Source organism: Streptomyces mobaraensis NBRC 13819 = DSM 40847, assembly GCF_017916255.1.
GTDB lineage: Bacteria > Actinomycetota > Actinomycetes > Streptomycetales > Streptomycetaceae > Streptomyces > Streptomyces mobaraensis.
Window position 1 is genome coordinate 6,763,128 of record NZ_CP072827.1, and the last position, 25,359, is coordinate 6,788,486.

The window sequence follows — 25,359 nt, forward strand, 5'->3', positions numbered from 1 at the left end:
TTAGTCCTTGGATCGACCCATCCCATGGCCGCCTCTCCTCTCGATGACCGCCGTAGCGAATTCAGTTCGCCTCGAACCTCGGTGTTTGCGTGGATACTCGCTCACGGTCCACGAGCGGCCTTCGAACTCGACCTCCGCCCACCTGTACGTGGGGAAGTCGCGTGCGATGAGCTTGTACCGGCCAGGTTCCGACCATCCCTGGGACGCGTTGTCGTCGGCGTCGATGGGCTGGGCGAACACCCGTAGGACGTGGGTCTTTCCGCGGCCCGGGAGCTTTCCTCCATACCCGTCGTCCTCCTCGGCGTGCTCGTGCACCACGATCTCGACAGGAGGGCGATTGAAAATTCCCATAGCCCTCCTTGCTATTCGGTGTCGAGGACGGTCTCAACGTTCTCGTCGTACGGGTATGCCTTGCGCTTGTTGATCTGGACGGCTCGAATCACGTCCAGCGTGCGGACGCCGTACTTGTTGGCCAGTTTCTCGATGAGCATGACCTCGGCCTTCGACGGAGCAAATCCGTTCGCTCCCTGTTCCGCGTAGCGGTACTGGTATTCACCGGCGCCCTCGGACACGAAGTTTTCGGGGTTGCGCATTCGGCGCTCGGCCATGGCCAGTGTCACCGCCCGGACTGCCGGAGGAGCGGGGACCTTTCGGCCTCCGTCCTCGCACCCCCAGTGGGGACTTCCGTATGCCCTGACGATGTCCGACGCGTCAGCCAGGGCGGCTTGCGCCTGGGCGCGGTCGGCGTCGTCCGTGAACGGCTTCCCCATGCGGGCTTCAAGGTCTGCCAGCTTGCCCAGAGGTTCACACATAGATACCTCCTAGGGGTCGAAGGGGCCCCGAAGGGCCCCTTCGCCACTGGTTACTTGGGGGTGGCCGCAGTCTTCGGCTTCAGCTCGACCTTCGCCTTGATGCCGCGGATGACCTTCTTGGTCGGCTGGACCTTGCCGGTCTTCTTGTCGCGGTAGATGTCGTCCACGACCGCGACGCCCGCGTAGGCGGAGAAGAAGGAGCGCTCGGACGCGGTCTCGCTCATGTAGTCGCGAATCCAGCGGAGCGCGTAACCGCCCTGGGCCTGGGAGGCTCCGAACGTCACACTCGGGGGAACGATGGGAGCGCGGGTCACGAGCTGCACAGCAGAAGGGTGGTAGGCGTAGAGCGAGTCCGGGTCGATGTGGTTCGACTGGATCAGGGTGAAGCCGTAGAGCTTGCCGATCACCGCCTCGCGGAGTGCGGTGTCCGTGCCGGCCTCGGAGACCCGCGTCAGGTTGGGGTCGTTCATGAGCAGGCCGGCGACGTTGGCGCCCAGGACCAGGAAGCGGCCGGAGCCCGGGACGTTGTTGGCGGTCAGCTCGGCGGCCATAAAGGAGATCTGGAAACGGATCTGCTGGGCGATGTCGATGTAGTTGCCCGGCTCGTGCTCGATGGTGAGCTTGCCCGCGGTGGTCTTCTCGGCGGCAGAGAACTGCTCCAGCGCGCCAGCGACGATCCGCTCCAGGCGGTTCACGACAGCGTCGGTCTGCGGAAGCGCGACCTGAGTCGCGAAGTCCTCGATCTCCAGGGAGAGTTCGGCGTCAGAGAGCTGGATCGCACTGTAGACGTGCTTGTTCAGCTCGACATTGAGGACGGACTCCTTCTTCGACTCGACGGCGATCCTGCCGTCGGTCCGCTCGCCAGTGCCGGGAAGAAGACCTTCCTGGTTGCCGTCGAGCATGAAGGGCCGGCGGATCGCGACGGCCTGGCCGACGGTGCCGTCGAACTGGTCGGCGCTCTGCTTCTGGACGGTGGCCGCAAGGACCGTCGCCGCTTCGAGATTCGCGATCGATGCGGAGACGAGCTTGTCTGCATTGATGAACTGTCGATCAGCGGTGGAGCTAATAGCCAAGGGGTTACTCCTTCTGTAAGAGGACATGAAGAAGCCCCCTGTCGACAGGGGGCCGCGTGTGGATGTGAAATTTGGTTATGTGGATGTCAAGTGCGAGATCTGTTAAAGGCCGCCGTTGACACCACGGCGATACGCCTGGACAAGGCCCTTCGGGTTGAACGGCTTCTCGGACGGATCGAGGCCGCCCTTCCCCAGTCCGCGCGGAGCGTGCACGATCGCGGACAGCTTCTTGGCGTCCGTTGCAATCGACTCATAGTCGGCACCCTGAAGGCGCTCAACCAGCTCGGCAGGCAGAGAGAACTCGTTGGCGATGGTCTGCCGAAGGAGCTTCTGCTCGACCTCGGCGACACGGCCGGTGGCCGCGTCCAGCTCAGCCCGGATCTTGTCCGCCTCGTCATTGCTGGACGTATCAGAGAACTTCGACTTCAGGGACTCGAACTCGGCCGCCAGGGCCTCGTACCGCTCCTTGAAATCGGCCTCGGAACCAGCGCCGGTCGCGATGGTCTCCTTGACCTCTTCAGCGACCTCAGCAGGAGACTCCGGCTCTGCCTCGACCACGTTCGTCGTCTCCTCGACGGGCGTGGTTCCCTCCGCGACCTCCGGCACCTCCGCCGGAGTCTCGGAGACCTCAGTGACTTCCTGAGTCATGTTCTTCTCCCTTTCGTTCCTCTTCGATGTAGCGGTTGAAGTCCTGGACGCTCGTGGCACCCGACTCCTCCCAGAGCCTCTTCGCTTCCTTCACCGCGTCAGGGTCGTCGTATTTGTTCGAGAAGATCGGAGCGACCTCGCACCGGCAGTGCGGATGGAACTCGCCGCCCTTGATGCCTCCGCCAGACCTGGCCGAGGCGTACACCGCCCCTCGCGAGGCCACCATCAGGCAGAAGCCACAGGCGCCGGCTTCCGGCACCCGCATCCAGCGCAAGGCCCGCGGATCGAGCCGCGTGGCATCCACGACCGCTTCCCGCCCGCCGTCGCTGACAGCCTTCTGGGCATCGCCCTGCACGCCGGTCGCGATGCTCTCTAGGAGGTCGTCCAGCTCATCCAGCGACTCCAGCGACAGCACATCGGAGTCCGGGTTCTTGCGCTGAGGCTCCCGCTGGACCTTCTTGATTTTCTCGACCACAGGCTTGGTGATCGACTCCTTGATGTCCTCCCGCGAGAACGGGTCCTTGTGCGCCCACGGCGCCGGACCCTCATCGACCTCAGCCGGTACGCCGCCGCGCTGCGGCTTTTCCAGGCCGGCACCCTCGTGGAGCCTGTCCCAGAGGTCACCCGATGACCACCGCGTGCCGTACCCGTCGTCCAGGACCCGGCCCGTCCAGATCAGCCGGAGAAGCTGATAGAACGCGATGGCCAGGGTCTTCGACTGCCCCCGCAGGTCAGTGATCTGTGCGTGGAAGTCGCGTGTGAAGCCCTCTGGGTCACACATGATCGCGCTCGGCCTGGTACTCATCACCGTCATGTATGCGGCCGTCTTAGCGCGCAGGCCGAGGCGATCCTGGCCTTCCTGGTACAGCTTGAGCGCCTTCTCGGTATCAAGCTGTCGGCTCATTCGCCTTCACCTTGCCCTTCGGCGTGCGCGGCGTGCGGCCGGGGCCAGCCGCACCCTTCCGGGAGCCTGGACCAGTCGGGGCCTTCGGCTTGCCACCCGGGGCGGGGGCCGGCGCTTCGTTCTTCTCCGGCTTCGCCTGCTCCTGATCAGCGCCGCTCAACTTCGGCTTCGAACCTTCGGCCTGCCCCTGGGGCGACAGCAGGGCCTCGCCCAGGCGCTCGCGGACGAGGTCAACGTCCTGCTGGCTGAAGCCCGGGATCTTGGTGAGGACGATATCCACGGGCACGTTCATCTGGGTGAGCTTGAGGCCGGCATCGACGGCCTGGGCCAGCGAGCGGTTGCCCTTGTCGGCCCACTGCACCTGAGTGTCCTCAACCTCGTAGCCGGTCTGGTCGCCGGAGACCAGCGCGCACAGTCGGAGCACCAGCTCCCAGGACTCCCCGAAGGAGTTGCGGATCTCGTCGATCTTCCGCTGGAAAGCCGACTCGGCCGCGGCCAATGCGTCGGCGGAGAGATTCGCCAGCTTGCCCGACAGCAGGTAATGAGGCGGGGTCTCCGTGACCGCACACATGTGTCTTACGGTCAGCTCGATTGCCTCAAGGAAGTCCCCGGTGGGGGCTGCCGGTAGCTGCCCGAACTGTGTGTCGGGGCTGGGGCTCACCAGCATGGTGCTCGGGTCCAGGACCGGCGGGACGAAGGTGGGCTGTCCGTCCGCGTCCAGGATCGGCATGCCGTTCTCGTCCACCCGCTCGACGGGAGCGAGGCCGGTGGCTGTCCTGATCGCGAACCCCGTGTAGTGCTGCGCGATCAGAAGGCTCAGGTACATCTGGTTCAGCTTGTCCTGATAGCGGATGATGCCCTCGACCATGCCGGTCACCCGGCCGTTGAGGTCCATCTTCGGCGTGAAGCGGATGACCGGGCAGACGCCCAGGCCGTGAGCGCGCTTGTTCACGATCTGCGGCTCCTTGCCGCCAAGGACCAGGTCGTACACCATCTGGTCGTCCCAGAAGCGTGCCCGCGTCGGCTCCTTCTCGGAGTACGTGTTGCTCTCGATGTAGAGCGCGTACATGGGGAACGGGTCGAACACCGGGTCGTCGTAGCCGGCGAACACCTTCATCGAGTGGTAGGCCCGGATCTCCGGCACCTTCGGGTCGATGAGCCCCGGTGCCACCGACACGTACGCCTGACCCGTCTCGATCGCCGTGCGGTGCACGAGGGCCTGGCGCTGGTCCATCCGATTTTTCTGCCAGAACTGCCACTCTGCCGGGTTGCCCGTCACGTCCGGCCGGCGGTAGCCCTCGACCGACAAGGCGTTCGTCGGGGCGTCGACCAGTAGCGGGATGATGTTGTGGATTGCCCTCTTGACGAGTTCCTTGAACTCCGGGTTCGCCTTCCGGGGAACATACGGGGCAGTGTGGAGACCTCGGGTGTACCGATCGATGAGGGACAACTTCTTGTAGTCCTTCTCGATCTGCTTCAGTGCATGCTCGATGCGCTCGTTGAAGTCGGTTATCTGGCTTGGGAAGACGACATCTTCCTTCTTCTTCTGAGCCAAGTGTTAGTGCCTTCCTCTAGAAACCTCCGATCGTCTGGAGAGTTGCTACAGGCTTAGGCACCGTGTGCTTCCCGGACTCAACCAACCGCGTTCGAGCGATGAACGAAAGGAGAGTGGCCGCGTAGGCGTCCACCTTGTAACTGGAATCGCGAGACGCCTTGCCGAAGCTCACGCCGAACTTGTTGTGTCGCTTCTTGGCGTTCTCGACATGTCGCTTCAGGCCGAAGTGACCGCTGTGGGAGACCTTGCCGTTTTCGACGGCACCGACAAAGGCCATGTTGGAAGTCGTGATCTCCCGTTGGTTGCCCCGCATGTCGTAAGCGACGTGGGACTTGCCGCTGGGCTTCACGACGAGGCGAGGACCGTACTGCTCGGACCACTGGTTGACGTAGGTCTCCCAGAACGCCGTGTCGCTGAAGAACGCCTGGACCTTGTAGGTACGGAACACCCAGTCGACCATGTCGCTGACTTCGTCCTTGTCCACCTTCCAGACCTGGCCTTCAGGTCCGTCGGGCTTCTCCCATATCGCGATGGGCTGGACGAAACAGTCCCGCACGCGCATGGCCACGATGGCTGTCGCGTCGTCCGCCTCACCGCCATCCAGGCCCAAGGTGATCTGGTCGCCGGCACGCAGCTCGGTGTCTGCCTTGCACTTGCCCCAGGCCACTGGATCGATCAGCGCGTCCTCCGCGGCAGTTACGAGGTTGCAGTACTTCCGAAGGATCTCCTCGTACGTGATCACGCCGCTGTAGCACTGGTCCACGATCGCGTCGAAGTCCGCCCAGTACGCATCTCCGTAGGCCGCCTTGATGGCCTCGCGGAGCTGGTCCTCGTTCTCGATGTCGAAGTCGGGGTGCGCGCTGCGGGCCTCGTAGTAGAGACCGGTCTTGCGCTGCTTCCCGTCCTGCTGTCGCTGCCAGGCGGTGTGTACGCGCTCAGCCACCGAGTCTTCGCCGACGATGTACGCGTTCGTCGCCATGAGGATGCGACCGCCGACCTTGGCGGCGTTGGCCGAGGCTGTGTTGAAGACGTTGTGGCCTCCGTTGGACTCGTTCCAGTGCCACGTTTCGTCCATGAAGAGAGCCGATGGCCGCCCGCCTTCCGCGGAACGGTACGAGGCGGTCTTCGCCTCCAGGAGGCAGAACGTTCCGTCCGCGTGCCGGGCGTGGTACCGCTCCTGACCCGGGTCGATGCTGTATCGCTCGATCGCGTCCGGGTGGAACAGGGAGTGGAGCGTGAGCGTCACGTTCTTCACCTGGTCGATGTTCACCGCGTACAGCTGCACCCAGGGCTCGTCGGCGTGCTTCCCGATCGCGCGGCCGGCGTCATCGAAGTGGCTGAACCGGCACGGTCCAAGGAACTCGATGGCGGCCAACGTGGCGAAGAAGGGGCCCTTGCCGGTGCCCTTCGCGAGCTGGAGACAGCCTGTGGTCCAGACGAACTTCCCGCGGTCATCGACCTCGTACCAGCGAAGGATCGTCCGCACCTGAGAAGGCGTGTACTCCCAGTCCTCGCGGAAGTTCTCGCGGGTCCAGCGGAGGATTTCCCAACCGAGCGTGCGGTGTTCGCACATCCGGTTTCCAAAGGTTGCACAAGGACTGCACTGGGGAACGTAGTCGTCCTTGATAGTCAGGACGGCTTCCACGTTCCTCCTATCGGTACAGGGCCCGGACCAGCTTCTCCGCCAGTTCCTTGGCCGCGTTGATGTTCTTGTCTCGGTCGCCCTGGTCGCGGACGAGGATCACCGACTCCTTGAAGGGAGGGGCGAAGCCGTCGTTGTGGAGGATGACCTCCGTGCCGTAGTCGAGGACGACTGCTGACGCGACCCGGATCTCGTTGTCGGGCTTGATGTACAGCACCCACTTACGAGCGAAGACGGTGCTGTCCTGCCTCCAGTCGAACGTGCCGTCCCATGCCATCAGACCTCCTAGATCGCGTTCGCGTACTTCTCCATGAGTGCGGTGATGTCCGCGTCGATGTCCCGCGACTCGACCTTGGTCAGTTCCATCTGCGCGATACGCCGACTGGCCTCCGTGGTCAGTAGCAGCGAGCACGCCTTGATGACGACCGAGAGCATCCGGCCGGACATGTGGACCCCGGCGTTCAGGTGCCGGTTCATCGCCTCAGCGACGTAGACCGCGAAGGCCACGTCAGTCCGCTGATAGAAGGCGCTCTGGCCGCTCTCGCGGAGGCTGAGGAACCACTCAGCGGTGATCTCGCACCAGTGGTCGAGCGGGGCGGGCCAGTCGACGGGGCCGGGGTCCACGCTGACACGCACGCGGCGCCTGGTGGCCTCCGTCGTAAGGAAGTCCTCCAGGGCCTGAATCACGCTCGTGAGCGAGTCGACGCTGATGCGGTCCTCGTAGCGAGTGAGGGAAGCGTGAGCGGCCTCGATGACATACCGGAGCTGTGCCCAGTCAGAGGGCTCGAAGTAGAACGCCTGCGGTGACTCCCCGAACGCCCGCCAAAGGCGCTGGGCGATCGGGTGCCACGTTTCATCCAGCCCGTCACGGGCCGCTGCCACGTTCCGGTAGTGCTTCGGTGCTACCTGGACCTCGACGTCGTCCTTGTTGCGCCGGCGCCGTTCCTCCGGCCGCTTCGGGGCCGGACCGCTGTACCCGCTGCGCGCCATCAGCTCTCCTCGTCCAGGTCTTCACACAGCCGGGTGCAGAGGAGGCCCCCATCCTGTGTGGCTACGCAGTCCGCGCAATCGCCGTTCCAGAATTCGTCAGCGCTCAGAGCGTCGTCATCACTGGTGAACGCGTCGTCGTAGTGACCCAGGAACTCTTCGAACTCCCGCTGACGACGGGTCTCGACTCGCTGAAGTCGATCGGCCCGCTCTTCGAACGCAGACCTGAACCGGCTCTTACTCATTGCTCACGAATTCCATCCTTGATAGTTCAGCGGGAAGCCCCCGGGAGTGGAAGCTCAACCGGGGGCCTCAACCGCAGCATCGAAACCCAAAAGGGTTCGGTTGGGGGCGAGTGTCTGACGAAATCAATCCGGACCTCGCCCGCCCTCGGAAAGGAACTGTTTCCCCTCACTTATATAGAGGGGTTACATCAGAGCTTTCGTAACTCCACTTGAATGTGAACCAGGCCATAGGAGCTATTTGAGGCTCCCGGGGACACGGTTCCCTCGCCTTGGCAGCGCACGGGCCGAGCGGGCTCTCCTCCTGCCCTCCGCGGACTCTTGGGCAGTCTTCTTGGCATGGTGGAACTGGCAGAGCACCTGAACGTTGTCCAGGCGGTTCAGACCGCCCTGCGAGACGGGCACGATGTGGTCTACCGCGGCGCCGGCCACGAGGCACGGCAGACCAGTGTCGTACCTGGTGTGCTGGCACAGGCCGGAATCCCGCCGCCAGGCCGAGGAGCGGAGGCGGGGCCAGTTGCCTCGGTAGGAGCTGCCAGTGCCGGCTTCCCAGCCACAGGTCTTGGTGGAGTCTGGTGGAGTCCAGGTCAAGAGACCTCCAGAGGGTTAGTTAGTTATTGAGATCTTTAGGCGACCCCTGTGGGTAGGGGTTTCTTTTCTTTGGATCTGCGACTCATGGGAGCAGATCTTTCTTTTCTTCCCAGAGGCAGCCTTTGAGGGCTGCCTTTAGATCTCACTCACGAGCAGGGCCGCCTTTAGGGGCGGCCTGATCAGCCTCAGCGTTCGTCGTTCGCTCGCTGCGCTCACTCTCTCCTCACTTAGGTAGAGGTGTTACGCAGATAAGGCACGTAACAGCACACACGAGAAAGGTGACTCACCTCACATGTATAGGTATGCTCTGCTGCTCGGCCTGGGAGTCGGCACAGCTGAAGTCGCCACCAGTGATCACGGGGTAATGCTGGGGGCAGGGGCGTGAAAGTGGGCCTGCGGTTTCGCTGAAGTGAGCCAGCCTGTGCGCAGAGAGTGAAGAACGCCCACCCTCTGCGTTCCTGGACCCGTACAGGATCGGAGGCCCTATGACGCCTCGGTCTCTCTATATATGCGATCGGAGGCACCCCCCTCTCCATCCCCAGCCGTTGAAATAAAAATTTTCTGAACCTCAAAGATGAAGTTCTCGAAATGTTTTCGTTTGAACTTTTCATCATTGAATTGAATCGCGAACATTCGATCAATCGAAAGAATCGAATTGCATTACGTTGCACACCTATGCACGCCATCCATGCCCGTGCACTCACCACGTGCCGCACTGTGCGCGCGTGCACTGCACTACTGGCGACGTGCGTTGTTGAGCTCAGCGCAATGCCCACCACGTGACGCCCACTGTTCAACGGTTGAGTGCATCAAGTGCCGTGCTGTCGAGTGCGGCCGTGCACTGCGATGCACCGTGCCCACGATGCGGGCCCGATGACGCACTCAGACCCGACACCGACGGACGTACGACGTGCCCCGACGCCCGTCAGGCGGCCCCGTCGCAGTGCCCCATAGCTGCACCCCGCACACTGTGACCCAGTGCACAAGCAGTAGGTAGTGAACGGTTCTGACCTGCGGTTTCATGGAGCGCCGCACAACACATGGGTACCCCCCACCCCCATCTGTTCACACGTCTGGACTTGTCATCCACAAACCAACAGGCGTAATGTTCAGGTCGTCAGCAGGACACGACGACAGCCGCCCGAAGCGGCCGAGTGACCATCGCCGACACAGCGCATAGCTAGTGCGCATACAAGGACGGAAACGCGTCAGAAGCGACCGCACACCTTTGACCCCCGCTCACGATCGGGAGGTGGTGATGGTATCGGACCGACTACGCCCGTGGGTTCCCGGCAAGCCCTGTCAACCGGTGTAGCGCACTAGAAAGCGCTGCTTAGTAGCTTGGACAGCTACTCGGGAATACCTCTCGGGTGGCTGTACTGGCCGCTAAGCGGCTTGACATCCACAAACCAAAAGTTGGTACGGTGGATACACGACAACCCGCACCGAATGGAGCGAACAACGTGATGATCTACGGTGACAAGGGCCTGATGGACCTGAGCGCGAAGCTCGCCGAGCGGACTCCGGCGCACGACATCATGATCGAGCGCCACGAAACCGCGTGGGGCGAGAAGTACAAGATGGCCAAGTACACCTGCCAGGAGACTGGCGAGACCCTGGCCCACGTGGAGTACGTGGATCAGGACACCGTCGAGGATGCGTGGGCCGAGGCAGTGAACGACCTGCTCATAGACCGCATCCAGGAGAAGCTGAACGTGCCCATGCCTGGCGTCTCTCTCGCTAAGACTCCGGTCACCCGACTGCGTACGTCTCTGGCGAAGGATCTTCGACGCAATGACCTGGACTCCCTTGCGGACGCGTTCTCACCGAGCATCCGCACCCTTCTCGCGGCCTAGCACTTGTCATCCACAAACCTGAAAGGGTTGTTTGGAACGTGATTACGCTTGAGTACATCGCTGCTGAGACGCAGGTCAGTGGAGGTTTCTCCTGGGCCAGGAACCAGAGCAACCCGCACTTCGGGTACATGGTGGCCACGCCCGGACATGAACAGGTGATACGGGGCTGGGACGGGAGTACTGGGCAGATCGCATCCTTCGTGGCCGAGCACATCTTGAGGGTGGCGGCCAGCGACAGCCTGTGGTTCGGGTCCTGGATGGAGAACGGGGATCTGTACCTAGACCTCTCGGAGAACATCATCGACCGGGAGAGGGCTCTCCAGGCTGGCCGGGAACGCGGGGAGATCTCCATCTGGGACTGCGAAGCCGGAGAGGTTGTGTACCTCTGATGGGGAACGAGCTGAGCACCGTTGCGGGGATGTACAAAGGCTTGCTTCACGGGGTGGACCGCCACGGATACGCCGACGTGGAATTCCCCAACGCCCACAAGGCAACCGCCTTCGCTGCGGGGTTCATCAAGGGGCAGTCGATGATGCGCCAGGAGTGGGCGCCAGGGGTGGACGGATACAGCGTCAACCTTGATCACCCAGTGGTCTTGACCTTCAATCTCTCGTCCTTCACCAAGTCCCTGACTTCCTGACGATCTTTGATCGGACACCCGCTGTGCGGGTGGTCGGTCATGGACTGTCAGTCCAGCTCCACACCTAACAAACGTGAGGAATGAACCATGCCGTTTGCTAACGAAGTTGAGTGCAAGAGCTCCGTCTTCATCTGCCCAGACCCCGAGTGCGAAGGAGTCATGGAAGCGAACGCGATGGGCTGGCTCACCCTGGAAAAGGGCTCGGACGGCAAGCCGACGCTCTCGGTTTACGGCTTCTCTGAAGCGGACTACGCGGTCACCTGCTCGGAGTGCGGGAGTGACGGAGACGCGGAGCTTGAACAGGCCGTGGGCCAGATCATCTACGGCGATGGCACCACGGGGTGGTTCCGTGGCTGAGTACATCGTGACGCTGGTCGAGACAGCCTCGTACGAGGTGCGGGTGACGGCGGAAGACCGCGACGAGGCGCAAGAGCTGGCACTGGAAGAGTTGTGCAGCGCCGACCAGATCAACGACTACTTCGACGAATCAACGGGGTTCGAAGTGGACGGGGTTAAGAAGATCAAGACGAGGATTTTGGTGGCGGCCTGATGCTTCGGATCATGCACCTGTCGGACGTGAAGGCCGACCCCGGAACTCCCGAATGGAACCACGGGTACAGGAAGACCCGAGCCAACTTGACTCAATGGCTGGGACGGCCTGAGTCGTCGTACGACATGGTGGCTGACGCTATTCGGTGGGAGTACTGGGGTGCTCACGACGGTCGTGAGCGTGCAACGATCGCCAACACGGCCAACGCTCTCTGTCGACTCTTCAGCTCGGCGGACCCGAAGTTCGGGGACTGGGAAGCTGTCCGTTTCATGTGCCGGGCCTACGACGAATCTCGCTGCTCCCATGAGGGACGCCACGTTTGTGTCGAGCAGCTGGAAGCAGAGAAGCGAGAAACGGCGGAGCTGAGTCATGCGGCTTAACGAATGGTCGGGGACCGTCCTGTGTAGCGGTTGCAAGATGGACTTGCACGCCTACCCGGAGGACTACGAGGCCGACATCACATCGGATGTGTACTGCGGGCACTGCGAGAACGAGCACCACGAGTGTGAGGTGCCGGAACCGGTGGCCGCACTCCTCCGGGAAGCTCTGAAGCTGCACCGGGCGCGGATGAACGACGAGTACGACGATCTCAACGACCATGACGATGCGTGTGTGGAGCTGGTCTCCCAGCTAGCCGAGTACGTCTTGGAGCGGCGCGAGGCGACCGCCCACAACTAGGGACCAAGGTCCCCGCCGGCCTGGGGTGGAGTGCATCCACCGCGGGGCCACCAACGACGCAACGGAGTATGACTGTGGGACGCATGAAAGACATCGTGATCTTCGCTGATGAGCATGGCTACGACGAGGATGACGTTAAGGACTTCGCTTACGAGTGGGTACCTGTAGTCGAGACCGACCGGCCACTGTGGGCTGTGCTCAACTCGTACCGGGTTATGGATGAGCGTGATATCCACGACGGCGACACTGAAGCCTTCATGGACTACCTCCCCTTGTGTCAGTGGGATGTTGAGGAGGCCGGGACCACTTTCAAGGACAGGTACCACGGGCAGTGGGAGTCCCTGGAGGAGTACGCCCGACAGTCGCTCGATGACACTGGATTCATGGCACTGAGGACTGAGCGGACAAGTGCGTTCAGGGAAGACGTGTGGCTCTCCTATCGGGACGTGCTCAGGTTCTGCCGAGAGAACAAACTCCAGAAGCCGCCGATAGACGTAGCAGCTTGGGAGAGGCACTACAGCATCAGCCGCAATGGGCACGTCTTCCAGGCGGCAGCGTGACGGACTACGTCTTCGTGTTCATCGCCAGCAAGAACACCGCACCGCCGAGGACGCGAGTCCTGTGGCGGGTGACCCGCGACGAGGCCAAACTGATCTGCTCCGACCCTCGGACGGCGGCCAGGCTGCACATGCTGTGTTGGACGGCCAGGCCGGGGATCTGGCGGGAGGACTGGGAGTGGGTGAAGGACAACGGCAGGTACGACGATGTCCTGAGTGACCTTGGCGTTGAGCCCGCGAATGAAATGAGCTTGGCGTGAAGAAGAGCAACGCAACTCAGGAAGCGTATAGGAAGCACGAGACGACTTTGAATCAGCTGTGGATACGCAAGGCCAATCTGCCTGACTGGAAAGAGCAATTGGCGGCTATGAGTCAGCCAGCCGAGCACGTGATTGAGGAGGGTGAGGGAGAAGATGAGGGCCGCAGCCGAGAATTCTGGGTGCGGACCGTGGCTGACGGACACCGTTACACCCTCTCCTTTGAGGCTTCTCCCCGAGGTGTCGAGGTGCTGTGGTACGTGGACTCCCCTGAAGAATTCGACGGGTTCGAGGCATCCTTTTCGATGGAGATCACACGCCAGGACGCCCGTCACCTGTTGGCAGTCGTTGAGCGGGAGATCGGGCTCGGCCAGTGAGCGCGGAACGGATCGCTGAGTTCAACCGGATCTGTGACGAGCAGCGGGAACACCTCAACCGGTGCACCGAGTGCGATGTGGCGGTCGGACGCCTCTGCAAGGTGGTGCACGGTCAGATCGGTGATCTCGCCAAGCTGATCAGGTCCTTCACGGATGAGGAGTACCGCGAGGTGTTTGGGAAGGACCGGCGTCAGTGAAGGGTCGGCCGCCGAACCCTCGGCGCATCCGGCACGGGGTGCGCGTCAAGTACAAGAGCTACAGGTGGACCTTCGACGGAGTGGTCATCGGAGCTGTCTACTCGGACAACCCGATGAAAAAGGATCACATCACGGCCGTGGTGATCCAGCCGGAGCGATACGGCCTGAAGCGCCATACGTTCGAGGAAGAATGCAAGGACATGGAGATCGTTCCCATCGAGCGCGTACGGATACGGAGGGACTGAGGTGTTCACCTTCAAGCGGGAAGTGGAGTGCCGGGGTTTCTACGTGATGAAGCAGGGCTGGCGATGGCCCCGGCACTCGGTGGCGTGGTGCCCACCGGGGCCCGCTGGCCTGGCTGAGGCCCAGAGGATCGCAGGAGCCATCAACGCCAGGGGCGATGTGGTGGCGTACATCGAAGCGGATGTGAGGCAGTCATGAGCAGGTACAGCGGGTTCGCCGCTTGGGTTCGAGAGATGGCGATTGAGGTCGGGTACGCACTCGATGTTCCGAGGTCTGGAGCGGTGAATGATCTCGGCGAAGCTGTGGGAACCGCCTGCTACAACGTGTCCCGTGTCCTATCAGGCCGTCGTGTCCCTACCTACAGCTCCTGGCCGGCATGGGCAGACGCTCTCGGTGTCACCGAGGAGTTGTTCCGGAAGAAGGCGAAGGATGCGATCTGTGGGCGGTGACGCTGACACGCAGCGATGTCGGAAGTGCCAGCGTGAGATCGCGTCCGGCTTCGAGGAGCACAGCTTCGATTGCGTGCCCTGGTTCACCCAGGCCCTGAGCTTCGAGGGCCTGGTGCCCGGAGACGTGGTCAACGTGGCGGTGACGGAGAAGAGCCCGTGGTTCAGGGCCACGGTGCGAACCACCCACCCCGCTGGCGCCCTGGTGGACGTCGAAGGCTCGGTGATCACACAAGGAGATCCTGAGCTGGTCGTTGCGGACTGGACCCAGTACGTGACCCAGAAGAGCCGAACAGGAGAGGACGTTTGGTACCGATGACAGAACAGCAGAACACGGTGAATGTCGCAGAGTTGCAGGTCGGGACCCACATACGGGTCGTAGGCCGGGATACCCGCGGTTGGACGGTCGTACGTGAGGGCTACCTCGTGGCTGAGCCGAAGCACACGACTGCGCAGTGGGACCTCAAGCGCCGGAGAGTGGTCCGGCTGCATGTGGACAAGGAGCCGGACGCCTTGCCGAGCCGCCAGAACTGGACGACGGTCCTTCCCGATGCCACTGCGGTGGTGGACTGAGCGTGGGCAAGGGGACGACTAAGGGGTCGGTGACGCACACCCGGACCCTCGACGACGGGCGCGTGGGCTGCTACCTCCCATGGTGCGGTAAGCCGGCCACGCGATGGATCGACATGGAGCGCTGGGGGATCAAGCGTTGGCTGACCACGTCGTATTGCGACGACCACGGCGAATGGGAGCTGGACAGCTCGGATTCAACCATGAGGGAGCGCAAGATCCAGTGATAGTTGAGTACGCCGTCGTGATCATCGCTCAGGCTGAGGACCGGCCGACTCGCGTCACGGTCGAGGGCGAGGAGGTGACGCTCCTGCTGGATGCGGTCCTCCACCGGGCCAAGCAGCTCAACGCCCAGGGCGACTACTACGGCGCCGAGCCGTACGTGGACCTGCACACTGACCTGATCAAGCAGATCTACGGAGTCAGCTTCTAAGGACGACCGCGGGGGGTGGCACACGTCACCCCCCGCTCATCTATTTGACATCCACACGCCTTATCCATAGCGTAAGAAGTGAGCGGGGCAGTGAGAGTAGCGATCCTCGTTGATCAGCAGAGCCACCTCCGAGATGAGGACTGGCGCTGTCGAGTTCGAGTTCATGACTGGCGTTGTCGAGATGTGTTGAGGGAAGCTGTTGAATTCCGGGACACGCCTTGGGTTATCGACGTCGAAGATCGGGAGGAGGCTAACCGTGTTATCTGGGGCGAGCTCGTGAGCGACCGTGTGGGACCTGGGACCGTCACTCATGCCGAGTTGGTTCAGGAGTACGTGGATCACGACACGACGTATCTACCTTGCGTGAATCTGAGGGAGTAACAGTTGACCTTTGCGTTTCCAGCGATGGAGGCCGTTCCGGTAACTGTCCTGACAGCAGCGGCTTTCCGCGGGCACGAAGTGGAGGGCGAGACCATCGTTGCAGCGCTGATCGCGACCTGGATGCTCGGAACTGCGTGCTTTGCTGTGTCCCACATAGCTGGACTTGTGCTCACGTTGGGTGCGATCGGAACAGCCTGCTGGACGAAGGTAAGACCCTCCAGCGGTGACTAGCCGTGATGCCTTCACTTGACAACCACACGCGTGAAAATTACGATCAAGGACATGGCAGAGAGCAATGAGGCGCGAGAAGAAACTCTCGCGCGACTCAAACGGGAGGGTCCGAGCCCGGAGAGCATCAAGTACCTCCGGAGCATGAAGGACCCGCTGACCGTGGCGCAGATCGCTGAGCTTTTCGGTATCACTCGCCAAGGCGTCTACCACCACATCGGCGGCAAGACTGAACAGCTTGCCCAGAAGGATCGCACCAACATCAAGGAGTTGCGTCCCTTCACGGTCCCCTCTCATCAGCAGGCGTGCACGCTGTGGAACAACATCACGGCGACGATCAAGTACGCGCTCGACCCGACGAGCCTGAGTGACACCCGGCTGCGGGTGATGAAGAACTGGTGGCGGACGCTGGACAAGAACCTCGTGATCGTCGCGGACAAGGACGAGGCCGGCAACTACCTCGCGAAGTGCGGTGGGTGGCGCCTGGAGGACCGGGTCCCGAGCGACGGGGACATGATCGTCCGCCCCCACACGGAGCCGACGGAGCAGCAGCGCCGCGTGCTGAGCTGGAAGATCATCGAAGAAGCTTTGAAGAAGGACGCTTAACCGGCCGGCAGGGAAGGTGAGCCCCCAGGGGGCTCACTTTTTTCCTGGCCACTTGACATCCACACAGATTGACTGGAGGTTGCCCACTTGAGCACGACCATCGAGGACCGGGCGGAGGCGTACAGGACGAAGCCGCGGTCCGTGTCGCAGGTCAAGCAGTACGAACAGTGCCCCTATGCGTACTACCTCGCCAGGATCGCGCGCGAGCCCGAGCTACAGGCGGCCTGGCTCGCTCAAGGTGTGGCCGTTCATGCCGCCGCCGAGGAGTGGGAGAAGAGCGAGAGGACCATGCCACTCACTGAAGTGCAGGCGGTGTTCGGGCGGGTCTACACGCGCATGGCCAACGAGTCGCTGGCAAAGGAGCCAGCCGAGGAGAACTGGCAGGCCAGTGGACAGTACGCCGGGTTCACGGACCTTGAGCGCCGTTGGCACCTGGGCAGGGAACAATGCGAGAAATATGTGAACTGGTATGAGAAGAACCCCGCCGAGGCCATCTGGAAGTCCCCTGACGGCATACCAGCCATCGAGCAGCGCTTTGATATTGAACTCGATGGCGTGAAGGTGATCGGCTTCATGGATCAGGTGATTGATCATCCCAAGCACGGCCCCCTCGTCCGGGATATCAAGACCGGAGTCGTACCCAAAATGGACGATTCATTCCAGCTTGAGACATATGCCATCGCTTTGGAGCAGACTCACGATGTGGAATGCGTAGCCGGTGACTACTGGTCAGGGAAGACTGGACGGCCGAGCCGGGTGAGGAAGCTCGTCGGCCGCGCGGCAGTCGAGGACCGGTTCAAGCGCATGGACGAAGGGGTGAAGGCCGGAGCCTTCACCCCCACGCCGGCGCCGGAGACCTGCTCCAGGTGTCCAGTGCAAAGGAGCTGCGCCTTCGGCTAAGCAGCGAGGCTGTCTCGGCACTCCGTGAAACGGGAAAGCGAATCACGTTCGGCCGCGGTCAGGCGCCGGACCCGGCCCTGTGTCGAGTCGTAGGCAGCCATGAGCGTGCTCGCCTTGAGATAGGTAGCCTGATCGTCCTGGATTTCGCATTCCAGGGAAAAGGAAACCGCTTTCATGCCGGTCACTCTCGCGACGATCGCAACCGGCTCGGTGCGGTAGACCAGCGGCTGAAGGAATTTCATAGTCTGTTCGGACACAACGAAATTCTGCCGCAACCGTTCTTGCGGGTCGCTGGGGACCAGATCCGCGAACATGTTCACTCGCGTCTCTTCCAGGTACCGTGCGTAGACCGCGTTGTTGACATGTCCGTTCGCATCCATATCGGACCAGCGAATCGGGCATTCGAAGGTAAAGAAGGTCACGCTGGTTTCCTTGTGTCCGTATCGTTCGGCGGAACGATGAAGCCGCTGGGGCTCTCCCCCTCCTGGGGCCAGGTCATGATGACGAGGCGGAGATCGTCGAACCGTGCAGGAATAAAGACCTGCGAGATGAAGTCGAATTCCCGCTCGAACTTCTGGATGTAAAGCCGAAAATGGTGTCCGTCGCGGTTTGCGACGACGGTCGTGTCTTCGTCCCAGTAGCTCTTGATGAGTGGGTCCTCAAGAGCCTTTTCCAGGATCTCCGGGAGGATGCTGTGAGGCCGTTTGCGGGCCAATTCCAGACGGATCATGCCGAGGTAGACCCGTGCGTGAGTTTCCCAACTCGCCAACTGCTCACGGGACTCGTGACTGATGAGACCCCAGTGCATGATGTTCGCCCCGTCCGTGCGGACATACGGGAACCACTCGCCCGCGGGACGGTTGTAGGCGACGATGCGCCAGTCTGCATCTGATACGTAGGCCGGCTGCTGAGTCTGGTCAAGGACCAGCTGAATCGCACGATGCTCGGGCGAGTTGTAATCATGAGCGGCTGTCACGCCCGCTGGTGGATTGCAACCGATCGTATAGAGGAACAGCGTCAGGCGCTGATCGGTTTCCAGTAGGAGAGCGTCAGCAAGGCGCTCCATGGCGTCACGGTCAGGTTTAGGGGCGTATCCCTTTTCCAGGTCCCGGTACCACCGCTCGCTCATGCCGCAGCGTGCGGCGACGAGGGCCTGTGGCATCGGCTTGCTCTGCCCCATTTTCCGGCCTGCTGCTGCCCGCCATGCCCGGAGGAACCTGGGAAGCCCGGATATTTCGTTTTCAACTTCCGACTCGGAACGAAGGTCCCGGTCGTCGCCATTGCCCTGCACTTGCTCTATGTCCCTTCACGGCCCTGCACTTACCCGAGCGTAGGGCAGCGCCGAACAAGATCGCAATGTGGACTTATGGGACATCACGGAGGGTATAGCCAGGGTTGAGGCATGGTATAGGGGACGTAAAGCGCTAGTGGTGGGGCTCTTGTGTATACATACCGGCAACGTCGTTCCGGTCTTGCATGGGTGAGAATCAGCAGCGCTGACGGGCGAGCGGCCAGCCGGCCCCTGTAGCCCCCCAGTTGAGGCCGGGACATCTCGTACCGGACCCAAGCTCAGGCGGTTTGGTGCACCCCTGCATGTCGAACCGCCGCGAAGAACCCCTTGAGGAGTCGACAGCGAATGATCAAGAACTTCGTGCATCACATCACCTCCGACATGGTGACGACGTGCGACACGGAGTCGGCAGCAAATACGGCGTGGGATAACTGCCCCAACGCCGACGAGGTGGTCACGCACGGCGCGATGGACGCGGAACATGCGCGACTGCTGGTCTGCGTCCAGGCGGACATGGAGGAACAGATCCGCGAGGTCGAGCAGGCGGTGTTGGAGACCTGCGGGGTCAGGCACTCGAAGGTCGCAGACATTGCGCGGAAGTTGGTCGAGCGTGCGAACACCGCGGAACTGGAGCGGGCTCTGCTCAGGCGTATGGTGCGCTCCTTGGAGCGGCGGAACGAGGAGATCTATCACCTCCTGGAGGTGCGGACCGCGACGTTCAACACGACCCTCGCCGAGCTGCGCGCGGAGCTCGCTGCATCCAGCTCCCGGACGCGCCACCAGGCCGACGCAGCCTGAGCAGCGCTGCACAAACGTAAGGAGAGACTTGTACACACTCAGTCAGTCCATCCGGGCCAAGGGCGACTCGGGCGATCCGCTGCCCCCAGCCTTCAAGAGCATGGACAAGGCCGGCACCCGCTACATCCGAGGGCAGCTCAGCCTCACGGTGGCCGGCGGTGGCACGGGCAAGAGCGCCTACAAACTGAGCCGCATCCTCAAGGCCGAAACCCCCATCCCCACCATCTACTTCTCCGCCGACTCGTCGGCGGACATTCAGCTGTCGCGCGCGATCTCCATCCTGACGAAGATCGACATGGCGGAGTCCGTGGCCGCAGTCCGGCGCAACGACATCAGGGCCTACGCCCCCCTGCTCGATGGACACCCGGTGCGCTTCGACTACGGGGCCTCGCCCACGATCGACGACATCGAGACCACCGTGAACGCCTGGTACGAGCTGTACGGCGAAGACGCCCACATGATCGTGCTCGACAACATCACGAACATTCGCGGCGGAGGGGCAGGGAACGACGAGGACCCGTTCCAGGGCCTCGAATCCCTCATGGACTGGGCCAACGACATGGCACGCACGACAGGTGCCCACGTCGCCGGCCTCCACCACACGACGGGGCCGCACAACGACGGCAACAGCCCCATCCCGATGTCCGGGGTGAAGGGGCAGATCACCCGCGTGCCGGCGCTGGTACTCACCCTGCACAAGCCGGACGAGAACACCCTCGCGGTGAGCACGGTGAAGAACCGGGCAGGCCGGAGCGACCCCAGCGGGAACACGTTCGTGGAACTCGGCTTCGACGGCAACACCATGCAGATTACCGACGACAACTTCTCGACTGTGAGCTACTGATGACGGCATGTAAGGCAGGTTCACGGAAATGCGTCAGGTGCGAACGGTGTCGGGCTTCCCGCTTCTACTCGGGGCCGAGGGGCCGTGTGTGCCTCACATGTCAGAAGAAGGCTCGCTCCAGGGCATCGCACGAGTCACGCGTGCAAGCTACCTATGGGCTCGGGCCCGGCGAGTACGAGAAGCTGCTCCAGGCGCAGGATGGCCGCTGCGCGATCTGCCGACAGACACGGTCCACACGCCTTGACGTAGACCACTGTCACAAGACCGGAGTGGTCCGCGGACTGTGCTGCGCGAGGTGTAACAGGCAGCTGCTCGCAAGAGGGTTGAGGGACGACCCAGAGGTAGCAAGGAACGCAGCTGACTATCTGGAGAACCCTCCTGCTGTCCGAGTGCTGGGGCAGCGTTTTTTTCGCAAGTCAACTTGACATCCACACGCACTGGAGGCATAGTGATGATGAAGGCAACACCGCGAGCAAGCTTCGTAGTTGGCATCGAGAGCGGCCTGAGTGACGAGAAGGCCGACGAGATCGTGAAGATCGTGCAGGCCATCGTGAAGGGCATGGCCGACTCGCCGGTGAAGATCTCCTTCCAGCGTCACTTCACGTACCAGGATGAACGGCCGACGGGCCCGTTCTCTGTTTCGTACTGACCCAGACTTAACATCCACACAGGAGGTGTGATGCAGGATGAGGCCAACGGCCCCGCCCGGACCGGCAGTAGCCAGCGGTGCGACCGCGTGCCGGCCAGGTTCTTGGACCCGACATGGACCCTCATGAGCCAGGCTCACCGCAGGTTCCCGGTGATAGTTAGTTATCTGGATTCCTGGCATGGCCCGCTTCGCGAGCCGGAATGACGACATCGGACCTGGCCCGATCCGACAGGTAGTCATCCACTACTTCCCGCACTGGGATGCGCCGAACTACCGCTCAGGCTGGGTGAAATGCCTGTGCCCCTCGCACGACGAGGGTGACCCGTCGGCGAGCGTCAACTACGACCAGGGCTGTATCAAGTGCCAGGCGTGCGGCTTCAAGGGAAGCGCCTACTCGATCATCATGAAGGAAGAAAGTTGTACGTTCGGTGAGGCTCAGCGAAGAGCGGAAGAGCTTGCTGCTGGGAGCGGCCAAGACATTCCACGACCAGTTCGGGGGCAGTCCGGCCGAAGAGTATTTGGTCAGTCACCGCTGCCTGGACACGGAGGCGATCGACAAGTTCAGGCTGGGGTACGTCGGCGATTCGGTTCCTAGCGGCTTCGAGCAGTACAAGAACACGATCGCCGTCCCCTACCTCCGCAGGAGCGCACTCGGCAACTGGTCGGTGATGTCCATCCGCTTCCGGTGCGTCCGGCCGGAGTGCGTGAAGAACGAGGACGGCACCTTCCGTGATGACGAGGTGCACGTCGGCCACGGCAAGATGCAATCGATGGCGGGCGACACGCATCGCATCTACAACACGCTCGCCATCCAGGAGAACGCGGACGAGATAGCCGTCTGCGAGGGAGAACCGGACACCTGGACGACGGTTCAATGCGGACTCCCCGCGGTGGGCATCCAGGGCGTCAACGGTTGGAAGCCGCACTTCGACAAGCTCTTCGTCGGCTACAAGCGCGTGTGGGTCCTGGCGGACGGGGACGACGCCGGCCTGGAGTTCGCCGAGCACATCGCCAACAGGATGCCGACAGGGCTCGTCGTCCCCATGGGTGCCGGCCTGGATGTGAACAAGACGTACAAGACCCTCGGTCGCGAGGCCGTACTCAACAAGGTAGGTAAGTAATGGCCTTGACCGACGACAACGGAAAGCCCCTGACCCGAGCGCAGGAAATCATGAAGCTCGCGTTCAAAGAGCAGGGTGACACCCTCGCCGGCAGAATGCACGAGAAGCGCAAGGCGTGGGGCCCGGCCTGGGAGGCCGGTCTCGAAGCGGCACAGGACTTGACATCCATACGGAATGCAGGCGAAGACGTGGTGAATCACCCCCGCCACTACACCAGCCACCCAAGCGGGATCGAGTGCATCCAGGTCACGGAGCACATGACCTTCAACCTCGGCAATGCGGTGAAGTACATCTGGCGCGCTGGGCTGAAGGACTCGGACAAGACCCTCCAGGATCTGAGCAAGGCCAAGTTCTACATCGAGCGAGAGGCCGCGAGGCTCGGGCGCCCCAAGTGAGCCACCCGAGCCTGTTCTTAGCCACCACTCTTTACATCCACACAGGAAGACAGTTTATGACGCATGCCGAGATCACTGCCGACGAGTGGGACAAGCTGTACGCCGCAGCCATCAAGGCGGGTCTGATCGTCGCCAAGAAGTACCCCGGATCGATCGAGGCCGACGACATCACGCAGGGCATCATGGAGCGCTTCAGCGAGTGCGAAGGCGCCGCCCGCAAGCTGCTCGACTCCGGGGACGCGGCCGGGGACCGGACCATCTTCAAGGCCCTGCTCATCATGGCCAATCAGGTGGCATCCGCCGAGATCAACCGGCACCGCCAGTTCCACGGCAACTTCAGCTACACCACAGACCACGTACGCAAGCTGCTCGCCGCCGGCCTCCTCGTCGGGCAGGAGGAGGGCAACATGTTCGACGCCCAGCTCAACGCCCTCGCCACCGGCCGACGCTCGAAGAAGGACTTCACCACCCGCGTCAACGTGGACGACAAGATCGACCTGGAGCGCGGCTTCACGCAGCTCAACCCCGAGCAGCGGCGCATCCTCACCCACCGATACGTTCACGGCGAAACCCTCGCCGACGCGAAGGACCGGGTCTACCTCGGCCGAGCCATCGAGGCACTGACCATCCGCATGAACGGCAGCGCCGCCACCAGTCAGGCCGAACACGACGGCCCCGGTAGCCGACGGGCGGTTGCCAACGCCAGCGCGCGAGCCATCACCGGGAACAGCTATGACGGCTGACCTCTGGCTCACCCCCTGGGGGGACCTCAAGGACCCCGACGACTACGAATACCGGCAAGACACCCAGCAGGAAGAGAACCCCGCATGAAGTTCACCCAGACCGGCCGCGACGTGTTCAAGCGCACCTACGCCCGCCCCCTCCCGGACGGCTCCCTTGAGGACTGGAGCCAGACCGTCGAGCGCGTTGTGCGCGGCAACACCGAACTGGTGGCCGCCAAGCACATCGAGCCCGGCGAGGTCGAAGCCCTGACCGAGATGCTGACCAACCTGGAGATCGTCCCGGCAGGCCGGCACCTCTGGGCCTCCGGCGTCGCGGGCCGCCAGTTCCTCTACAACTGCCACGTCGCCCCCTGGTCCGGCGGCCTGGCCGATCACGTGGAATTCACCTTCATGCGACTCATGGAGGGCGGCGGAGTGGGCGCACGGTACGGCCGCGACGCTCAGCCCGAAGAGCCCGTCATGAACGAGCTGGACGTACACATCGTCTGCGACGAGCAGCACCAGGACCACGCCGCCATGAAGGAGGCTGGCTACCTCTCCGCGGAGTACGGGCACGAGTGGCCCGGGGCGTACACCGTCGAGGACTCCCGGGAGGGCTGGGCACGAGCTCTGGTCGATCTCATCGAGACCTACCTCCGTACCGACGTGAAGAACCGCAGGCGCGTCTACAACGTCAGCCGGGTACGTCACGCCGGCGCTCCGCTGCGCACCTTCGGTGGGACTGCTTCCGGGCCCCTGCCCCTGGCGAAGCTCCTGATTGAGGTCGCCCGGGTCATGAACCAGGCCGGCGCCTTCAAGCGCCCCGTGTCCGGCCTCGAAGCCATGGAAATCGATCACCTTGTGGCGGAGTGCGTAGTGTCCGGCGGCAACCGCCGCAGCGCACGCATGAGCATGATGCACTGGACAGACCCGGAGATCATGCAGTTCATCAACGCCAAGAAGGACGGCGGGATGTGGACGACGAACCTCTCGGTGATCACGGACAGCGACTTCATCAAGGACATCGACGGATCGACCGGAATCGAGCACGCCACCCAGGTCTTCGACGCGGTGGTGGACGCGATGTACGTCAACGGGGAGCCGGGTTTCTGGAACGAGGAACTGTCCAACCGGGACGAGCCGAACCTGACCGTGGCCACCAACCCCTGCGGGGAGCAGCCCCTCCCCGAGATGGGCTCGTGCACCCTCGGGCACGTGAACCTCGGCGCCCTGTGGAAGCCCGACCAGGAAGACCGTCTCTTCGAGGCGCACCGGCTCATGGTGCGGTACCTGATTCGTGCCACCTTTGGCGACATCACATACCCGAAGCAGCAGCGTGTGATGGAACGGGACCGTCGAATCGGGCTCGGCCATCTGGGAGTTCAGTGGTTCGCCAACCTCAACGGGCTCAAGTTCAGCGAGATGCCCGACAGCTGGATGGCGGGTCTCCTCACGGCCCTGTACGAGCACGTGGAGGAGACGGCGCAGCAGTACGCCCGCGAGATGCGAATCCCGGTCCCGGTCAAGCTCACGACCATCGCCCCGACAGGCTCTGTGTCCAAGCTCAGTGGTGTCAGCGAGGGCCTGCACCCGATCTACGCGAAGTACTTCAACCGGCGAATCCGGTTCTCGTCCATCGACCCGAAGCAGATCGAACAACTTAAGAACTATGAGGAGCAGGGGTATCACGTCGAGGACTGCGTGTACGCGCCGTTCACGAAGGTGGTGACCATCCCGACCGAGGACACCCTGATCCAGGAGGTGAACAATGCGGGCATCAACGCCGGAGGGGCTGACCGTGTGGTCGAGTGCGCCGACGACCTGTCCGTGGATGACATGTTGGCCGTCCAGGCGTTCTATCAGGAACACTTCGTGGACTCTGCGATCAGCTTCACGGTCAACTTCGACCCGAACAAGGTGAGTAAGCAGGCTCTTCGTTCAGCGCTGCTCAAGTACATGCCTGACATCAAGGGAACCACCGTGCTCCCCGAGGGCAGTTACGCCCAGGCGCCGTACGAGCGCATCACCAAGGAGGAGTTCGATGCCGCGTCCGCCAAGGAATCCGGTGACGCTGTGGATATCGACTGCGCCAAGGGCGCATGCCCCATCAAGTGACCTCTCACGAGATCTTCGACTTGACATCCACACGGCCGGCATGAGACCTTG

At 62.6% G+C, this 25,359-nt stretch carries 36 protein-coding genes and 1 pseudogene; 25 read left to right on the forward strand and 12 right to left on the reverse strand.

Annotated elements, in window-relative coordinates:
- The 10 genes from J7W19_RS29110 to J7W19_RS33900 form a co-directional block, all read right to left on the reverse strand.
- Positions 1-351, reverse strand: coding sequence for a hypothetical protein (locus J7W19_RS29110; protein ID WP_004938146.1), 351 nt, complete (start codon positions 349-351; stop codon positions 1-3).
- Positions 352-362: 11 nt separating this feature from the next.
- On the reverse strand, positions 363-812 hold the full coding sequence (locus J7W19_RS29115; protein ID WP_158688710.1) for a hypothetical protein: 450 nt from the start codon (positions 810-812) through the stop codon (positions 363-365).
- Positions 813-862: 50 nt separating this feature from the next.
- Positions 863-1,885 (reverse strand): P22 phage major capsid protein family protein, encoded by a 1,023-nt coding sequence (locus J7W19_RS29120; RefSeq protein ID WP_004938142.1) that lies wholly within the window; start codon positions 1,883-1,885, stop codon positions 863-865.
- A gap of 102 nt (positions 1,886-1,987) precedes the next feature.
- Positions 1,988-2,533 carry a hypothetical protein gene (locus tag J7W19_RS29125; protein WP_004938139.1) on the reverse strand — a complete coding sequence of 182 codons (546 nt, stop codon included), beginning with the start codon at positions 2,531-2,533 and terminating at the stop codon, positions 1,988-1,990.
- The gene (locus J7W19_RS29130) at positions 2,514-3,437 is read right to left on the reverse strand and encodes a VG15 protein (protein ID WP_004938136.1); all 924 of its coding nucleotides are present in this window, start codon (positions 3,435-3,437) and stop codon (positions 2,514-2,516) included. The genes J7W19_RS29125 and J7W19_RS29130 overlap by 20 nt, the downstream gene beginning before the upstream one ends.
- Positions 3,421-4,992, reverse strand: a complete 1,572-nt coding sequence (locus tag J7W19_RS29135; protein WP_004938133.1) for a phage portal protein — start codon at positions 4,990-4,992, stop codon at positions 3,421-3,423. Before J7W19_RS29135 ends, J7W19_RS29130 begins: the two co-directional genes overlap by 17 nt.
- 16 nt (positions 4,993-5,008) lie before the next feature.
- The gene (locus J7W19_RS29140; protein ID WP_158688709.1) at positions 5,009-6,637 is read right to left on the reverse strand and encodes a terminase TerL endonuclease subunit; all 1,629 of its coding nucleotides are present in this window, start codon (positions 6,635-6,637) and stop codon (positions 5,009-5,011) included.
- Positions 6,638-6,644: 7 nt separating this feature from the next.
- Entirely contained in the window at positions 6,645-6,911 is a 267-nt protein-coding gene (locus J7W19_RS29145; protein ID WP_004938126.1) for a hypothetical protein, read from the reverse strand.
- 8 nt (positions 6,912-6,919) lie between these two features.
- Positions 6,920-7,624, reverse strand: coding sequence for a phage terminase small subunit (locus J7W19_RS29150; protein ID WP_004938124.1), 705 nt, complete (start codon positions 7,622-7,624; stop codon positions 6,920-6,922).
- A 476-nt stretch (positions 7,625-8,100) separates the two neighbouring features.
- Positions 8,101-8,295 carry an HNH endonuclease gene (locus tag J7W19_RS33900; RefSeq protein ID WP_040887439.1) on the reverse strand — a complete coding sequence of 65 codons (195 nt, stop codon included), beginning with the start codon at positions 8,293-8,295 and terminating at the stop codon, positions 8,101-8,103.
- A gap of 1,622 nt (positions 8,296-9,917) precedes the next feature.
- Between J7W19_RS33900 and J7W19_RS29160 the strand changes: the two genes are divergently transcribed.
- The 16 genes from J7W19_RS29160 to J7W19_RS29235 all read left to right on the forward strand — a co-directional run bounded on the left by J7W19_RS29160 (position 9,918) and on the right by J7W19_RS29235 (position 17,373).
- The gene (locus J7W19_RS29160; protein ID WP_004938116.1) at positions 9,918-10,310 is read left to right on the forward strand and encodes a hypothetical protein; all 393 of its coding nucleotides are present in this window, start codon (positions 9,918-9,920) and stop codon (positions 10,308-10,310) included.
- Between the two features lie 38 nt (positions 10,311-10,348).
- Complete coding sequence (locus tag J7W19_RS29165; RefSeq protein WP_004938112.1) at positions 10,349-10,699, forward strand: hypothetical protein; 351 nt, start codon at positions 10,349-10,351, stop codon at positions 10,697-10,699.
- Positions 10,699-10,950, forward strand: coding sequence for a hypothetical protein (locus tag J7W19_RS29170; protein ID WP_004938110.1), 252 nt, complete (start codon positions 10,699-10,701; stop codon positions 10,948-10,950). Before J7W19_RS29165 ends, J7W19_RS29170 begins: the two co-directional genes overlap by 1 nt.
- Before the next feature lie 159 nt (positions 10,951-11,109).
- Positions 11,110-11,307, forward strand: coding sequence for a hypothetical protein (locus J7W19_RS29175; RefSeq protein WP_158688707.1), 198 nt, complete (start codon positions 11,110-11,112; stop codon positions 11,305-11,307).
- A complete protein-coding gene (locus tag J7W19_RS29180) occupies positions 11,300-11,500 on the forward strand; it encodes a methyltransferase domain-containing protein (protein ID WP_004938104.1) in 201 nt (66 codons plus the stop codon). The genes J7W19_RS29175 and J7W19_RS29180 overlap by 8 nt, the downstream gene beginning before the upstream one ends.
- 417 nt (positions 11,501-11,917) lie before the next feature.
- Positions 11,918-12,178, forward strand: coding sequence for a hypothetical protein (locus J7W19_RS29185; protein ID WP_040887437.1), 261 nt, complete (start codon positions 11,918-11,920; stop codon positions 12,176-12,178).
- Between the two features lie 83 nt (positions 12,179-12,261).
- Positions 12,262-12,738, forward strand: a complete 477-nt coding sequence (locus J7W19_RS29190) for an antirestriction protein ArdA (protein WP_004938095.1) — start codon at positions 12,262-12,264, stop codon at positions 12,736-12,738.
- A complete protein-coding gene (locus J7W19_RS29195; RefSeq protein WP_004938094.1) occupies positions 12,735-12,995 on the forward strand; it encodes a hypothetical protein in 261 nt (86 codons plus the stop codon). Before J7W19_RS29190 ends, J7W19_RS29195 begins: the two co-directional genes overlap by 4 nt.
- Positions 12,992-13,369, forward strand: a complete 378-nt coding sequence (locus tag J7W19_RS29200) for a hypothetical protein (protein WP_004938089.1) — start codon at positions 12,992-12,994, stop codon at positions 13,367-13,369. The genes J7W19_RS29195 and J7W19_RS29200 overlap by 4 nt, the downstream gene beginning before the upstream one ends.
- Complete coding sequence (locus J7W19_RS29205; RefSeq protein WP_004938088.1) at positions 13,366-13,566, forward strand: hypothetical protein; 201 nt, start codon at positions 13,366-13,368, stop codon at positions 13,564-13,566. The genes J7W19_RS29200 and J7W19_RS29205 overlap by 4 nt, the downstream gene beginning before the upstream one ends.
- 38 nt (positions 13,567-13,604) lie before the next feature.
- The gene (locus tag J7W19_RS29210) at positions 13,605-13,811 is read left to right on the forward strand and encodes a hypothetical protein (protein WP_158688706.1); all 207 of its coding nucleotides are present in this window, start codon (positions 13,605-13,607) and stop codon (positions 13,809-13,811) included.
- 436 nt (positions 13,812-14,247) lie between these two features.
- Complete coding sequence (locus J7W19_RS29215) at positions 14,248-14,574, forward strand: hypothetical protein (RefSeq protein WP_004938078.1); 327 nt, start codon at positions 14,248-14,250, stop codon at positions 14,572-14,574.
- Positions 14,571-14,828, forward strand: a complete 258-nt coding sequence (locus J7W19_RS29220; protein ID WP_004938076.1) for a hypothetical protein — start codon at positions 14,571-14,573, stop codon at positions 14,826-14,828. The genes J7W19_RS29215 and J7W19_RS29220 overlap by 4 nt, the downstream gene beginning before the upstream one ends.
- Before the next feature lie 220 nt (positions 14,829-15,048).
- Positions 15,049-15,258, forward strand: a complete 210-nt coding sequence (locus tag J7W19_RS29225; protein WP_004938071.1) for a hypothetical protein — start codon at positions 15,049-15,051, stop codon at positions 15,256-15,258.
- A gap of 663 nt (positions 15,259-15,921) precedes the next feature.
- Complete coding sequence (locus J7W19_RS29230; protein WP_040887434.1) at positions 15,922-16,473, forward strand: helix-turn-helix domain-containing protein; 552 nt, start codon at positions 15,922-15,924, stop codon at positions 16,471-16,473.
- Between the two features lie 87 nt (positions 16,474-16,560).
- A complete protein-coding gene (locus tag J7W19_RS29235; protein WP_004938067.1) occupies positions 16,561-17,373 on the forward strand; it encodes a RecB family exonuclease in 813 nt (270 codons plus the stop codon).
- On the opposite strand, the gene J7W19_RS29240 is transcribed toward J7W19_RS29235, so the two are convergent.
- Entirely contained in the window at positions 17,370-17,795 is a 426-nt protein-coding gene (locus J7W19_RS29240) for an acyl-CoA thioesterase (protein WP_004938064.1), read from the reverse strand. The genes J7W19_RS29235 and J7W19_RS29240 overlap by 4 nt on opposite strands.
- The gene (locus tag J7W19_RS29245; RefSeq protein WP_267939165.1) at positions 17,792-18,664 is read right to left on the reverse strand and encodes an MmyB family transcriptional regulator; all 873 of its coding nucleotides are present in this window, start codon (positions 18,662-18,664) and stop codon (positions 17,792-17,794) included. The genes J7W19_RS29240 and J7W19_RS29245 overlap by 4 nt, the downstream gene beginning before the upstream one ends.
- A 345-nt stretch (positions 18,665-19,009) precedes the next feature.
- Here J7W19_RS29245 and J7W19_RS29250 point away from each other — a divergent pair, with 345 nt between their 5' ends.
- The 9 genes and pseudogenes from J7W19_RS29250 to nrdJ all read left to right on the forward strand — a co-directional run bounded on the left by J7W19_RS29250 (position 19,010) and on the right by nrdJ (position 25,308).
- Positions 19,010-19,462, forward strand: coding sequence for a hypothetical protein (locus J7W19_RS29250; protein ID WP_004938060.1), 453 nt, complete (start codon positions 19,010-19,012; stop codon positions 19,460-19,462).
- A 28-nt stretch (positions 19,463-19,490) separates the two neighbouring features.
- A complete protein-coding gene (locus J7W19_RS29255; protein ID WP_004938057.1) occupies positions 19,491-20,306 on the forward strand; it encodes an AAA family ATPase in 816 nt (271 codons plus the stop codon).
- Complete coding sequence (locus tag J7W19_RS29260; protein ID WP_201768172.1) at positions 20,306-20,731, forward strand: endonuclease VII domain-containing protein; 426 nt, start codon at positions 20,306-20,308, stop codon at positions 20,729-20,731. The genes J7W19_RS29255 and J7W19_RS29260 overlap by 1 nt, the downstream gene beginning before the upstream one ends.
- Positions 20,732-20,757: 26 nt before the next feature.
- Positions 20,758-20,955 (forward strand): hypothetical protein, encoded by a 198-nt coding sequence (locus J7W19_RS29265; protein ID WP_004938054.1) that lies wholly within the window; start codon positions 20,758-20,760, stop codon positions 20,953-20,955.
- Positions 20,956-21,133: 178 nt separating this feature from the next.
- A pseudogene (locus tag J7W19_RS33905) lies at positions 21,134-21,340 on the forward strand (hypothetical protein); the annotation flags it as partial.
- Between the two features lie 43 nt (positions 21,341-21,383).
- Complete coding sequence (locus J7W19_RS29275) at positions 21,384-22,076, forward strand: toprim domain-containing protein (protein ID WP_004938050.1); 693 nt, start codon at positions 21,384-21,386, stop codon at positions 22,074-22,076.
- Positions 22,076-22,471, forward strand: coding sequence for a DUF3310 domain-containing protein (locus tag J7W19_RS29280; protein WP_004938047.1), 396 nt, complete (start codon positions 22,076-22,078; stop codon positions 22,469-22,471). Before J7W19_RS29275 ends, J7W19_RS29280 begins: the two co-directional genes overlap by 1 nt.
- Positions 22,472-22,527: 56 nt before the next feature.
- Positions 22,528-23,214, forward strand: a complete 687-nt coding sequence (locus J7W19_RS29285) for a hypothetical protein (protein WP_004938042.1) — start codon at positions 22,528-22,530, stop codon at positions 23,212-23,214.
- Positions 23,215-23,298: 84 nt separating this feature from the next.
- Positions 23,299-25,308, forward strand: coding sequence for a ribonucleoside-triphosphate reductase, adenosylcobalamin-dependent (gene nrdJ / locus J7W19_RS29290; protein WP_004938039.1), 2,010 nt, complete (start codon positions 23,299-23,301; stop codon positions 25,306-25,308).
- The last annotated feature ends 51 nt before the right edge of the window (positions 25,309-25,359 follow it).